General features: G+C 69.8%; 12 protein-coding genes. 10 read left to right on the top strand and 2 right to left on the bottom strand.

All coding sequences use genetic code 11. The features are described from left to right. Positions 1-10: 10 nt before the first annotated feature. Positions 11-934 (bottom strand): lipid II:glycine glycyltransferase FemX, encoded by a 924-nt coding sequence (locus ACFQZY_RS13435; RefSeq protein ID WP_377416784.1) that lies wholly within the window; start codon positions 932-934, stop codon positions 11-13. 81 nt (positions 935-1015) lie between these two features. On the opposite strand from ACFQZY_RS13435, the gene ACFQZY_RS13440 reads away from it, so the two are divergent. From ACFQZY_RS13440 to ACFQZY_RS13475, 8 genes are all read left to right on the top strand, one after another. Continuing rightward, positions 1016-1207 (top strand): hypothetical protein, encoded by a 192-nt coding sequence (locus tag ACFQZY_RS13440; protein ID WP_377416570.1) that lies wholly within the window; start codon positions 1016-1018, stop codon positions 1205-1207. Positions 1208-1222: 15 nt separating this feature from the next. After that, entirely contained in the window at positions 1223-2086 is an 864-nt protein-coding gene (gene motA, locus ACFQZY_RS13445) for a flagellar motor stator protein MotA (protein WP_377416572.1), read from the top strand. Beyond that, the gene (locus ACFQZY_RS13450) at positions 2086-3036 is read left to right on the top strand and encodes a flagellar motor protein MotB (RefSeq protein WP_377416574.1); all 951 of its coding nucleotides are present in this window, start codon (positions 2086-2088) and stop codon (positions 3034-3036) included. The genes motA and ACFQZY_RS13450 overlap by 1 nt, the downstream gene beginning before the upstream one ends. An 88-nt stretch (positions 3037-3124) precedes the next feature. Then, entirely contained in the window at positions 3125-3715 is a 591-nt protein-coding gene (locus ACFQZY_RS13455; RefSeq protein ID WP_377416576.1) for a carboxymuconolactone decarboxylase family protein, read from the top strand. A gap of 23 nt (positions 3716-3738) precedes the next feature. After that, positions 3739-4941, top strand: a complete 1203-nt coding sequence (locus tag ACFQZY_RS13460; protein WP_377416578.1) for an MFS transporter — start codon at positions 3739-3741, stop codon at positions 4939-4941. Between the two features lie 48 nt (positions 4942-4989). Beyond that, positions 4990-6279 carry an MmgE/PrpD family protein gene (locus ACFQZY_RS13465; RefSeq protein WP_377416580.1) on the top strand — a complete coding sequence of 430 codons (1290 nt, stop codon included), beginning with the start codon at positions 4990-4992 and terminating at the stop codon, positions 6277-6279. Positions 6280-6308: 29 nt separating this feature from the next. Continuing rightward, positions 6309-7295 carry a Bug family tripartite tricarboxylate transporter substrate binding protein gene (locus ACFQZY_RS13470; RefSeq protein ID WP_377416582.1) on the top strand — a complete coding sequence of 329 codons (987 nt, stop codon included), beginning with the start codon at positions 6309-6311 and terminating at the stop codon, positions 7293-7295. A gap of 10 nt (positions 7296-7305) precedes the next feature. After that, positions 7306-8067, top strand: coding sequence for an SDR family NAD(P)-dependent oxidoreductase (locus ACFQZY_RS13475; protein ID WP_377416584.1), 762 nt, complete (start codon positions 7306-7308; stop codon positions 8065-8067). 12 nt (positions 8068-8079) lie between these two features. On the opposite strand, the gene ACFQZY_RS13480 is transcribed toward ACFQZY_RS13475, so the two are convergent. Continuing rightward, positions 8080-9066: a Bug family tripartite tricarboxylate transporter substrate binding protein gene (locus ACFQZY_RS13480; protein WP_377416586.1), complete on the bottom strand. Its 987-nt coding sequence runs from the start codon at positions 9064-9066 to the stop codon at positions 8080-8082. A gap of 270 nt (positions 9067-9336) precedes the next feature. Between ACFQZY_RS13480 and ACFQZY_RS13485 the strand changes: the two genes are divergently transcribed. Together ACFQZY_RS13485 and ACFQZY_RS13490 are read left to right on the top strand one after the other, a co-directional pair. After that, positions 9337-10053: an OmpW family protein gene (locus ACFQZY_RS13485; protein ID WP_377416588.1), complete on the top strand. Its 717-nt coding sequence runs from the start codon at positions 9337-9339 to the stop codon at positions 10051-10053. A 94-nt stretch (positions 10054-10147) separates the two neighbouring features. Then, positions 10148-12385, top strand: coding sequence for an NADP-dependent isocitrate dehydrogenase (locus ACFQZY_RS13490; protein ID WP_377416590.1), 2238 nt, complete (start codon positions 10148-10150; stop codon positions 12383-12385). Positions 12386-12452 lie beyond the last annotated feature (67 nt).

Below are 12452 nucleotides of genomic sequence, written 5' to 3' on the forward strand. Positions count from 1 at the left end.
GACGGTATTGTCAGTAATAGGTGCCCGCCAGCGTCAACGGCTGCCCGCCCGCGCCGAGCTTGAAGCGCGAGATCCCGGGCAGGGCGCGGGTGTTGATGCCGCCCAGGTCCAGGCGCTCCAGGCCCTGCTTCTTCAGGTGCTCGATGCCGCGCCACAGCAGCAGGTTGTGCGCGTTGGCCTTGCGGCCCGCCTCGCTGGCCCAGCCCAGGTGGTAGGTGGCCACGCTGCCGTGGACCAGGAACAGCATCGCGGCCTGGGTCTCCTTGCGGGCCTGTGCGAAGCTCACCGCGAAGGCCCGCTCGCGCGAGCCGCAGGCCTCGATGTAGGCCGGCACGAACTTCGTGGGCAGGCCATGGAAGCGCTTCTCCGCGCGCTGCTGCGTCTCGCGCTCGAGCAGGCGCTGGCACTCCGGCAGGTTCGGCTCCACGCGCACCGCCAGGCCCGCATCGGCCTCGGCCTTGGCCAGGCGGTTGCGCCACTTGCCGTCGAGGTCCGCGCGCAGTTCGGGCAGCGGCCGCCGCAGGTCCAGCAGCACGGTGGAATAGCCCGTCATCACGCGCCACAGGCCGGCGGTCTCGGCGTCGGCCTGTTCGCCCGCCGGCAGGTCGGGCGAGACCAGGGTGACGCGCAGGGGGCGGGTGGGAATGGCGCGGCGCATCTCGCGCCAGGCCTGGGCCCGCAGCGCCGCGGGGGTGTCCGCGCTCCACACCGGGCCGCGGGTGCAGGAGGACAGCGAGAGGTAGCCGGCGATGCGCCGGGTCATGAACTGGGCCACGCCCAGGAGGCGCTCGCCGTCCCAGGCGCAGGCGCGATCGATGCGTACGCCCAGCGCGGTAAGCGCTTCGCCGTACGCCCAGGCCTGTTGCAGGCTGCCGTTGTACTTCTTATGGAATAGCTCCCACTTATCTCGAGGGCAGGAGTTCCATGTCACCATCATCGCTCGATAATATGCGACTACGAAATCACGGCGGGTCAAGTTATCGCTGCACCGGCCGATTCACCTGCGAGAGATGAGTTGGGTTCCGCAATGAAAGGCAGCCATGCCAAGCCCGATCGCCAGGAGTACCCGGGCGCCGGGATGACCGTCGCAGGGCTGCTTTTGTGTCTCGCTTATCTCGGGATTCCGGTGCTGGTGCTCGGGAATCTCGCCGACTTTCTCATCCAGTGGCTGTTCGGCTGGTGCGTCGGCTTCTGGTGCGTTTTCTAGTTCTGAAGGTCAGTCATGTTCTTCTTCATCGGCCTCGCGGTGGTGTTCGGCGCCGTGTTCGGCGGCTACATCGCCGCCGGCGGCAAGATGGCGCCCATCATCAAGGCGGCGCCCTTCGAGATCATCATCATCGCGGGCGCCGCCATCGGCGCCTCGCTCATGGGCAACAGCTTCCCGATCTTCAAGTCCGCCATGGGCGGCATCGGCAAGTGCATCTCGGGCTCCAAGTGGAAGCAGGCCGACTACCTGGCCGTGATGGTGCTGGTGGGCAAGCTGCTGGGGGTGATGAAGAAGGAGGGCGTGGTGGCGCTGGAAGCGCATGTGGAGAACCCCGACTCCAGCCCCATCTTCGGCGAGTTCCCCAAGCTGGCGAAGGACCACTTCATCGTGCAGATGATCTGCGACCCGCTGCGCCTGGCGGTGATCTCGCAGGGCAACCTCGAGGCCGACACCGTCGAGGACATCATGAAGACCGCGATCAAGGTCCACCACCATGACGCGCTCAAGGCCTCGGGCGCGCTGGCCGCCATCGCGGGCGGCATGCCGGCGCTGGGCATCGTGGCCTGCGTGCTGGGCGTGATCAAGACCATGGGCGCCATCGACCAGCCTCCGCCGGTGCTGGGCGCGCTGATCGGCGCCGCGCTGGTGGGCACCATGCTGGGCGTGTTCATGTCCTACGGCATGTTCGACCCGTGGGCCGGCCGGCTCACGCAGATCATCGACGAGGAAGGCCAGATCTACAACGTGATCATGCAGATGATCGTCTCCAACCTGCGCGGCTACCCGCAGCCGGTGATGATCGAGACGGCGCGGGCCTGCATCAGCCACGACAACCAGCCGAGCTTCTCCGAAGTGTTCGACGCGTTGCGAGGGGCGTGATGGCAGAGGCAGCCGCCCAGGAGAACAAGCCGGCCGGCGCCGCGGATGCGGCGGCGGCACCGGCGGAGGCGCCGGTCGCGCCCATCATCGTCAAGAAGATCATCCTCGAGGATGGCCATGGCGGGGCGCACGGCGGCGCCTGGAAGATCGCGCTGGCCGACATGATGACGGCCATGATGGCGTTCTTCCTGCTGATGTGGCTGCTGGGCGCGACGCCCGAGGACAAGCGCAAGAGCGTGGCCGACTACTTCCGGCCGGCCTCCCACAGCCAGATCAAGTTCGGCGAGCTCGCGGGCTCGGACGGCCTGTTCGGCGGCAAGTCCATCATCGACCCCGACGGCTTCCCCTTCACCGCCAAGCAGACCGCGCTGCTCGAGCGCCTGACCCCCAACTCCGAGGGCGGCACCAAGGAGGGCGAGTCCGGCACCGACGGCAAGGGCCAGGGCGTGCCGGGCGAGGACGCCAAGGCCAAGGAGGACCGCGAGAACTTCGAGAAGCTCGAGAAGGAGCTGAAGGAGAAGATCTCGCAGAACAAGGCCCTCAAGCAGATGCAGGACCAGGTGTCGATCTCGCGCGAGGCCGACGGCCTGCGCATCGACATCATCGACAAGGCCGACTACTCCATGTTCAAGCTGGGCACCAACCAGCTCGACCCGAAGGCGGCCCAGCTCCTGGGCGAGGTGGCCAAGTCCATCAAGGACCTGCCGAACAAGCTGGCCGTGCGCGGGCACACCGACAGCCTGGGCTTCGCCGCGGACAGCGGCAAGAACAACTGGACGCTGTCCACCGAGCGGGCCGACGCCACGCGCCAGCTGATGCAGCAGTCCTCGGGCCTGCCCTCCAGCCGCTTCCAGCGCATCGAGGGCGTGGCCGACACGGCGCCCTTCGTGCCGGCCAACCCGTCCGATCCGCGCAACCGGCGCGTGAGCATTACCGTCCTGAACCAGTGAGGCCGGGGCGGGGCGGGCCGCAGTCGTGTGGGAGACTGCCCGCCGCCGCCGCGCTTGGTAAGGTGCCGGTGCCAGTGCAGGAGGCGCCATGACCGAGAGACTTTCCCAGATCGCGTACGAGGACCTGCCGCCCGCCGTGCGGCCCCTGGCCGACGACATCCTCAAGGTCTCCAGCGCCGCCCTCGGAGGCCCCTACAACGCGCTGCTTCGCAGCCCCGACATGGCGCGGCGCTGCTTCGACCTGCTCGACTACCTGCGCTTTCGCACCTCGGTGGACAAGCGGCTCAACGAGCTCGCCATCCTGATCCAGGCGCGCATCGCCAACGCGCAGTACGAGTGGTGGGCCCACGAGCCGATCGCCCGCCGCGCCGGCCTGTCCGACGAGGTCATGCGCGACCTGCGCCAGTGCCGCCGCCCCACTGGCATGCAGGCCGACGAGAGCCTCGTCTACGATTACTGCACCGAGCTGACCCTCAACCACCGCGTGCCCGAAGGCCTGTGGCATGAAGCCGTCGACCGCATGGGCGAACAGGCGGTGATCGACCTCACCGTGCTGTCCGGCACTTACGTGATGGTGTCCATGGTGCTGAATGCGACGCAGGTCGGCATCCCGGGCGGCGCCGAGCCGCCCCTGCAGGAGATGGAGCCGGCGGAGATCCGCCGCCGGCTGCTCGCCTGATTGACCGTGACCCAAGGATTGGATTGAACCCGCGAACGTCCCCCGGCCCCTGGCTGCCCCTTTTCCTCACCCTCGCCATCCAGGCCATGGTCTCCATGGCCCTCATCACCCTGCCCGTCATCGCGCCGCAGGTCGCGCGCGCGCTGCGGGTCTCGCCGGCGCTGGTCGGGCCCTACGTGTCCATCACCTACCTGGCCGCCATGTTCTCCAGCCTGCTGGGGGGCATCGGCGTGCGGCGCTGGGGCGCGATCCGCGTGAGCCAGTGGGGCCTGCTGTCCTGCGCCGCCGGCCTGGTGCTGTGCGCGGTGCCCTGGCTGCCGGCGATGGCGCTGGGCGCCTTCCTGATCGGCATGGGCTATGGCCCGATCACGCCCGCCAGCTCGCACATCCTCGCGCGAACCACCTCGGCGCAACGCATGTCGCTGGTGTTCTCGGTCAAGCAGACCGGCGTCCCCATGGGCAGCGTGCTGGCTGGCGCCATCGTGCCCTCGCTGATGCTGGCCACCGGCTGGCAGGCCAGCCTGGTGGTGGTGGCGGCGGTGTGCGTGGCCTGCGCCTGGGCCAGCGAGCGCCAGCGCCCGGTGCTGGACGACGACCCGCGCGAGCACGTGCCGTTCCAGCTCACCACGCTGCTGTCGCCGGTGCGCATGGTGCTGGCGCACCGCGCGCTGGCCACCATGGCGGCCTGCTCCTTCCTGTTCTCGATGGTGCAGATGTCCCTGAGCACCTACCTGGTCACCTTCCTGAACCAGGACCTGGCCTACGGCCTGGTGGCGGCGGGCCTGGTGCTCTCGTTCGCGCAGATGGGGGGCGTGGCCGGCCGCATCGCCTGGGGCTACGTGGCCGACCGCTGGCTCGGCACCTTCGCCATGCTGATGACGCTGGCGGGGCTGATGGTGGCCTGCGCGCTGGCCACCGCCGCCTTCACGCCGGACACGCCGCGCTGGCTGGTGATCGCGGTGCTGGTGGTGTTCGGCGCCTCGGGCATCGGCTGGAACGGGGTCTACCTCGCCGAGGTGGCGCGGCGCGCGCCGCCCGGGCAGGCCGGCGTGGCCACCGGCGGCACCCTGGCCTTCACCTTCCTGGGCGTGGTGATCGGCCCGCCGGTGTTCGGCGCGCTGTCGGCGGGCTTCGGCGCCTACCGCGCCGGCTTCCTGTCGCTGGTGGTGGCCGCATCGGCCGCGGCGGTGATGCTGGTGTGGAGCCGCCGGCGCGCCGGGGCCTGAGACGCTGTGAACGAAACCGCCATTCCCGCAAGAGGAGCTTCGTCGCCCATGAACCTGGAAGCCCTGGTCGCCCGCCTGCGGTCCGCCGACCCGCAGGCGCATCCCGCGCTCGACGCGAAGCTGCGCTGGATGCTGCTGGACACCTGGGGCTGCGTCGTCGCCGGCAGCCAGGCCGCGCCCGTCGCGGCCCTGGCCTGCCAGCTGGCGCCGCCGCCGCAGCCCGGGTCGCTGCTCGAGGGCGGCGGGGCCGGCTCCCCGCAGGCGCGCGCCCTGTGGCTGGCGATGGCGGCCTGCTGGGACGAGGCCTGCGAAGGCCATGCCGGCGCGCATGGCCGGCCGGGGGTGGCGGCGCTCGCCGCGCTGCTGCCGGTCGCGGGCGGCCTGCGCTGGGGGGAGTTCCGGCGCGCCCTGCTCGTGGGCTACGAGGTCGGCGCGCGCATGGGCGCTGCGCTGCGGATCCGCCGGGGCATGCATGTCGACGGCAACTGGCCGGCGCTGGGCGCCGCCGCGGCGGTGGCCACCGCGATGGGCCTGGACGACGCCGGCGTGGCCACCGCGATCCGCCTGGCGGCCTGCCAGATGCCCCTGAGCCTGTACCGCCCGGTGCAGACCGGCGACACCGCCCGCAACACCTACCTGGGCCATGCCGCGGCCCTGGGCCAGTTCGCCGCCCTCGGCGCGGCCAGCGGCCTGACCGCGCCGCAGGATGCGGTGGACGCGTATGCGCAGGTGGGCCTCGGGCACGCGGCCGTGTCCCTGGACGAATCGCCCGCCTTCCACGTGCTGGACGCCTACTTCAAGCCCTACGCCGCGGTGCGCCACGTGCACTACGGCGCCTGGGCCGCCAGCCTGCTGCGCGAGGATCTCGGCGGGCGCCAGCCGGTGGCCATCGCGCTGGAGGTCTACGAGGAGGCCACCGTCTACTGCGGCAACCGCCAGCCGCGCACGCCGCTGCAGGCGCAGTTCTCGCTGTCCTTCGGCATCGCCGCGATGCTGCGCTGGGGCCGGCTGGACCCCTGGGTCTACCGCGACCCGCAGTTCCACGACGAGCGCCTGCGGGCGCTGGAGGCGATGGTCACCGTCTCGGTGCACCCGCAGTGGACGGCGGCCCAGCGCCGGGGGGCGGTGCTCACGCTCACGCTGGACGACGGCACGGTGCTGCGCCGCGAGGTCACCGCGGTCGCCGGGGACCCGGCGATGCCGCTGCCCGAGGCCGACCTGCGCGGCAAGTTTCTTGCGTACTGCGACAGCGGCGGCCAGGCCGGCGCGGCGCAGCGCTGGCTGGACCGGGTGCTGGGGGCGACGCCCGCGACCCCGATGGCGGCCATCGGTTTGTGAATCACTCGTTGACTGACAGGAGATCCCGCATGAATCGAAGAACCTGGAGCCTGGCCGCGGCCATCGCCTGCCTCGCCGCCAGCGCTCCCCTGACGGCCCTCGCGCAGGCCCCGGACGCCTTCCCCTCGCGCGCGGTGCGCATCGTCGTGCCGTTCCCGGCGGGCGGCGCCACCGACATCACGGCCCGCGCCGTCGCCGAGAAGCTCACGGCGAAGTGGGGCCAGCCGGTGGTGATCGACAACAAGCCGGGCGCCGGCGGCAACCTCGGCTCCGAGCTCGTGGCCAAGGCCGCGGCCGACGGCTACACCCTGGTGCTGGGGGTGACGGGGTCGCACGCGATCAACACCACCCTGTACAAGAAGATGGCCTACCACCCGCTCAACGACTTCGAGCCGTTGACGCAGGCCACGATCTACCCCAACGCGATCGTGGTGCACCCGCAGGTGCCGGCCAGCAACCTGCAGGAGCTGATCGCCCTGGTGAAGAAGGAGCCGGGGAAGTACGCCTACGGCTCGGACGGCAACGGCACCGCCTCGCACCTGGGCATGGAGATCCTCAAGTCGCGCGCCGGCATGAACCTCACGCACGTGCCCTACAAGGGCAGCGCGCCGATGATGAACGACCTGCTCGGCGGCACCCTGCCCGTGGGCATCACCGGCCTGCCGGCGGTGCAGCCCCACCTCAAGGCGGGCAAGCTGAAGCTGATCGCTCTGACCACCGCGCAGCGCGCCCCGGGCACGCCCGACTACCGCACCGTCGCCGAGCAGGGCTTCCCCGGCTATGCGGCGGCGCCCTGGGCCGGCTTCTTCGCGCCCAAGGGCACGCCCCGCGCGGTGGTGGACAAGCTGGCCAACGACCTGGCCGAGGCCCTGCGCCAGCCCGACGTGACCCAGCGCATGCTGGACCTGGGCAGCACCATCGTCGCCAGCCGGCCCGACGAATTCCGCACCTTCGTGGCGCGGCAGATCGACAGCTGGGGCGAGGGCGTTCGCCTGTCCGGCGCCACCGTGGACTGAGGGGGCGCGCATGACCCTGCACCTGCCGGGCAGCGACTTTGCCCGCCCCCACGCGGCCCTCGCCGGCCGCCAGGTCCTGGTCACGGGCGGGCGCGGCACCCTCGGCACGGCCCTGTGCGAGGGCTTCCGCTCCCTGGGCTGTACCGTGTGGTCGGTGGACCGCGCGCCGGTCGCCGGGCCGGCCGATGCCGAGGGCATCCGCCACCGGGTGGCCGACGTGCGTGACCGCGCCTCGCTCGAGGCGGTGCAGGCGGAGATCGCCGGCACGCCGGGCCTCGACGTGCTGGTGAACGCCCACGGCCTGCAGCTGCGAAGCGACTTCGCCGGCTGCGACGAGGAGACCTGGATGACGCTGACCGACATCAACCTCAACGGTGTCTACCGCAGCTGCCAGGTGTTCGGCGGGCCGATGCGCGAACGCGGCGGCACCATCGTCAACATCGGCAGCGTCAACGGGGTCGTCGTCTCGGGCAAGGGCACGCCCTACGGCATCCAGAAGGCCGCCGTGGCCCACCTGACCAAGGTGCTCGCGGCGGAATGGGCGCCGACGGTGCGGGTCAACGCGATCGCGCCGACCGCCATTCCCTCGGGCATGACGAAGGACCTGTTTTCCGACCCGCAGTACGTGGCCTCGAAGGTGCGGACCATCCCGCTGGGCCGCTACGGCACGGCCCAGGACATCGTGCACGCCATCGTGTTCCTCGCCTCGCCGGCCTCCGGCCTCATCACCGGCCAGACGCTGGTGATGGACGGGGGCGTGTCGATCGTCTGAGCGGCGGCGGGCTCAGTCGGGCTTGATGCCCGCGCGCTGCACCACCGGCTTCCAGCGCTGGATCTCGCTGGCGATCAGCTGGCCGAAGGCCTCGGGCGTGGTGGGCGTGGCGTAGGCGCCTTCGTTGCGCAGCCGCGCCGCCACCTCGGGCGAGCTGAGGGCCTGGTTGACCTGCGCGTTCAGCCGGGCCACCACCGCCGCCGGCGTGCCGGCGGGCGCCACGATGCCGTACCACTGGTCCGCCTCGAAGCCGGCCAGCCCGGGCAGCCCGGTCTCGGCCACGGTGGGCAGGTCGGGCAGGCTGTCTAGCCGCTTCGGGCTGGAGACGGCCAGCGCCCGCAGGCGGCCGGCCTTGACCATGGGGATCACTGCCGGCGCACCGGTGAACACCAGCTGGATCTGGCCGGACACCGCGTCGTTCACCGCCGGCGCGGTGCCGCGGTAGGGCACGTGCACCATGAACGTCTGCGAGACGAGCTTGAAGTACTCGGTGGCGATGTGGGCGGCGCTGCCGTTGCCGCCCGAGCCGAAGTTCAGGCGGCCGGGGTTGGCCTTGGCATAGGCCACGAGCTCCCTGACGTCCTTCGCCGGCACCGAGGGGTGCACGGCCAGCACGTTGGGCACGCGGGCGACCCAGGCCACCGGGGCGAAGGACTTGACCGGGTCGTAGGGCAGTTGCGGGTAGATGGAGGGGGTGACGGCCAGGGTGCCGATATGCCCCATCAGCAGCGTGTGGCCGTCGGCCGGCGCCTTGGCCACGCGCTCCGCGCCGATCGAGCCGCCCGCGCCGGGCACGTTCTCGATCACCACCGGCACGCCCCAGGCCTGCGTGAGCTGCTGGCCGATGGTGCGCGCCAGGATGTCGGTGCTGCCGCCGGGGGTGAAGGGCACGACCATGCGGATCGGCTTGCCGGGCGCGGGGTAGGCGGGCGCCTGGGCCAGCGCGGGCGCGGCGGCGGCCAGGGCGAGGGCGGCGGTGACGAGGCGGCGTGAAGTCATGGCGGGTGTCGGGGCGCAGAGGGGAGAGACTCGCATTGTCGCGCGCCGCCGCGGGGCTGCGCATTTCGTAGTAGTTGTTGCGATCGGGTGGCGCCTGAAATGCCTTAACTTATCAACTTTCAAAGTGTCATCATTTCTTGCAGATCAGTGCTTCTTACTAGTGGCAACTCCTGTGCATGGTCGAAATAAGGTGTGCCTAGAATGAAAATAGACGGCACCCGGCCCCGGGTGTCGGAACGCAACTCCAACCCTGGCCATTCAGGAAGCACGATGAAGAAGAACCTGTTCAAGGCGGCCGCCTGCGTCGCGGCGCTGGCGGCATCCAGCGCGTTTGCCCAGAAGGCGGGCGACAACATCGTCGGCCTGGGCCTCGCCTCGATCAACCCGGACGCCAAGCTCGGCGGCCTGTCCTCCAGCGGCCCCTTCGCCGTGCCGTTCTCCGCGGTGACCGCGGGCGCCAGCGGCGACGTGAGCAGCGAGATCACCGGCTCCCTGAGCTGGCTGCACATGTACTCGAACGCGATCGGCATCGAAGCCACGATCGGCCTGCCGCCCAAGCACACGATCGACCTGCGCACGCCGTCGCCCTTCGCCTCGGCGGCCTTCCACCCGGCCGCGGCGACCCTCAAGCCCTATACCCCGGCGGTGGTGGCCAAGTACTTCTTCAGCCAGCCCGGCGCCACGGTGCGCCCCTACCTGGGCCTGGGCCTGTCTTGGGTGACCTTCCACGGCTTCAACGTGAACAAGGCCGACCCGATGGTCGCCCAGGTGGCCGGCACCTCGGCCAGCGCCAGCTCGGACTGGACGCCCGTCTACAACGCCGGGGTCATCTACAACATCAACGACCGCTGGAGCGTCAACGCCTCGGTGGCCTACCTCCCGATCCGCACCACCGTCACCTTCGTGGGCGCGGGCGGCACCGTCACCCGCGGCGACCTCAAGCTCAATACGACGGACTACGTGGTCCGCCTCGGCTACCGCTTCTGACCTCCCGGGTTGGGCCCCCCGCCGGCCCGACCTTAAAATGGGCTCCGTGCGCCGACCCGGCGCGCTGAGCCCAACTTTTTTTACAGAGACGCCCGTGGCTGCCGATACCTCCAAGATCATCTACACCCTCACCGACGAAGCGCCCTATCTCGCGACGCATTCGTTCCTCCCCATCGTCCGCGCCTTCGCCGGGGCTGCCGGCATCGACGTGGTCGAGAGCGACATCTCGGTGGCCAACCGGATCCTGGGCGAGTTCCCGGAGTTCCTGACGGACGCGCAGAAGGTCCCGAACACCCTGGCCGACCTGGGCAAGAAGACCCTGCAGCCCGATGCCAACATCATCAAGCTGCCCAACATCTCCGCCTCGCAGAACCAGCTGGTGGCCGCGATCCGCGAGCTGCGCTCCAAGGGCTACATGGTCCCCGAGTTCCCGGACAACCCGCAGACCGACGAGGAAAAGGCGATCCGCCAGCGTTACGGCAAGGTGCTGGGCTCCGCGGTGAACCCGGTGCTGCGCGAAGGCAACTCCGACCGCCGTGCGCCCAACGCGGTCAAGGCCTACGCCCGCAAGAACCCGCACAGCATGGCCGAGTGGAGCCCCGCCTCGCGCACCCACGTCTCGCACATGTTCCACGGCGACTTCTACCACGGTGAGAAGTCCATGACCCTGGACAAGGCCCGCGACGTGAAGATGGAGCTGATCACCAAGTCCGGCAAGACCCTCGTCCTCAAGCCGAAGGTCTCCCTGCTGGCCGGCGAGATCATCGACTCGATGTTCATGTCCAAGAAGGCGCTCGTGGAGTTCTACGAGAAGCAGATCGAGGACGCGCACAAGACCGGCGTGATGTTCTCGCTGCACGTCAAGGCCACGATGATGAAGGTGTCCCACCCCATCGTCTTCGGCCACTGCGTGAAGATGTTCTACAAGGAAGCCTTCGAGAAGCACGGCAAGCTGTTCGACGAGCTGGGCGTGAACGTGAACAACGGCATGGCCAACCTGTACGACAAGATCTCCACCCTGCCGCAGTCCAAGCAGGAAGAGATCAAGCGTGACCTGCACGCCTGCCACGAGCACCGCCCCGAGCTGGCCATGGTGGACTCGGCCAAGGGCATCACCAACTTCCACTCGCCCAACGACATCATCGTGGACGCCTCCATGCCGGCCATGATCCGCCAGGGCGGCAAGATGTACGGCGCTGACGGCCGCCTGAAGGACGTCAAGGCGGTCATCCCCGAGTCCACCTTCGCCCGCATCTACCAGGAGATCATCAACTTCTGCAAGTGGCACGGCGCCTTCGACCCGAAGACCATGGGCACGGTGCCCAACGTCGGCCTGATGGCCCAGCAGGCCGAGGAATACGGCTCGCACGACAAGACCTTCGAGATCCCCGAGGACGGCGTCGCCAACATCACCGACCTGGCCACCGGCGAGGTGCTGCTGTCGCAGAACGTGGAAACCGGCGACATCTGGCGCATGTGCCAGGTCAAGGACGCCGCCATCCGCGACTGGGTGAAGCTGGCCGTGACCCGCGCCCGCAACTCCGGCATGACCGCCGTGTTCTGGCTGGACCCGTACCGTCCGCACGAGGCCGAGCTGACCAAGAAGGTCAAGGCCTACCTGAAGGACCACGACACCACCGGCCTGGACATCCAGATCATGAGCCAGGTGCGCGCCATGCGTTACACCCTGGAGCGCGTGATTCGCGGCCTGGACACCATCAGCGTGACCGGCAACATCCTGCGCGACTACCTGACCGACCTGTTCCCCATCATGGAGCTGGGCACCAGCGCCAAGATGCTGTCCATCGTTCCGCTGATGGCGGGCGGCGGCATGTACGAGACGGGCGCCGGCGGCTCCGCGCCCAAGCACGTGCAGCAGCTGGTCGAGGAGAACCACCTGCGCTGGGACTCGCTGGGCGAGTTCCTGGCCCTGGCGGTGAGCCTGGAGGAAGAGGGCATCAAGACCGGCAACGCCAAGGCCAAGATCATCGCCAAGGCGCTGGATGCCGCCACCGGCAAGCTCCTGGACAACAACAAGAACCCCTCGCCCAAGACCGGCCAGCTCGATAACCGCGGCAGCCAGTTCTACCTGACCCTGTACTGGGCCCAGGCGCTGGCCGAGCAGACCGAGGACGCCGACCTGGCTGCGCGCTTCAAGCCGCTGGCTGCCACCCTGGCCGCCAACGAGCAGAAGATCGTCGAGGAGCTCAACTCCGTCCAGGGCAAGGCCGTGGACATCGGCGGCTACTATTTCCCCGACCGCGCCAAGGTCAGCGCGGTGATGCGCCCGAGCGCCACGTTCAACGCGGCACTGGACAGCGTCAAGGGCTGATCCCCCGCTCCCCACGAAGGGCCTCGCAAGAGGCCCTTTTTTTCGTCGGCGCCCAGGCCCGGGACGG

Origin of the sequence: Ramlibacter sp. GCM10027632 (genome assembly GCF_042675325.1) — a bacterium.
Taxonomy (GTDB): domain Bacteria; phylum Pseudomonadota; class Gammaproteobacteria; order Burkholderiales; family Burkholderiaceae_C; genus Ramlibacter.

Coding starts and splice junctions, on each gene's coding strand:
- ACFQZY_RS13435 (WP_377416784.1), bottom strand. CDS start 934: ATGGTGACATGGAACTCCTGCCCTCGAGATAAGTGGGAGCTATTCCAT.
- ACFQZY_RS13480 (WP_377416586.1), bottom strand. CDS start 9,066: ATGACTTCACGCCGCCTCGTCACCGCCGCCCTCGCCCTGGCCGCCGCC.
- motA (WP_377416572.1), top strand. CDS start 1,223: ATGTTCTTCTTCATCGGCCTCGCGGTGGTGTTCGGCGCCGTGTTCGGC.
- ACFQZY_RS13455 (WP_377416576.1), top strand. CDS start 3,125: ATGACCGAGAGACTTTCCCAGATCGCGTACGAGGACCTGCCGCCCGCC.
- ACFQZY_RS13470 (WP_377416582.1), top strand. CDS start 6,309: ATGAATCGAAGAACCTGGAGCCTGGCCGCGGCCATCGCCTGCCTCGCC.
- ACFQZY_RS13475 (WP_377416584.1), top strand. CDS start 7,306: ATGACCCTGCACCTGCCGGGCAGCGACTTTGCCCGCCCCCACGCGGCC.
- ACFQZY_RS13485 (WP_377416588.1), top strand. CDS start 9,337: ATGAAGAAGAACCTGTTCAAGGCGGCCGCCTGCGTCGCGGCGCTGGCG.
- ACFQZY_RS13450 (WP_377416574.1), top strand. CDS start 2,086: ATGGCAGAGGCAGCCGCCCAGGAGAACAAGCCGGCCGGCGCCGCGGAT.
- ACFQZY_RS13465 (WP_377416580.1), top strand. CDS start 4,990: ATGAACCTGGAAGCCCTGGTCGCCCGCCTGCGGTCCGCCGACCCGCAG.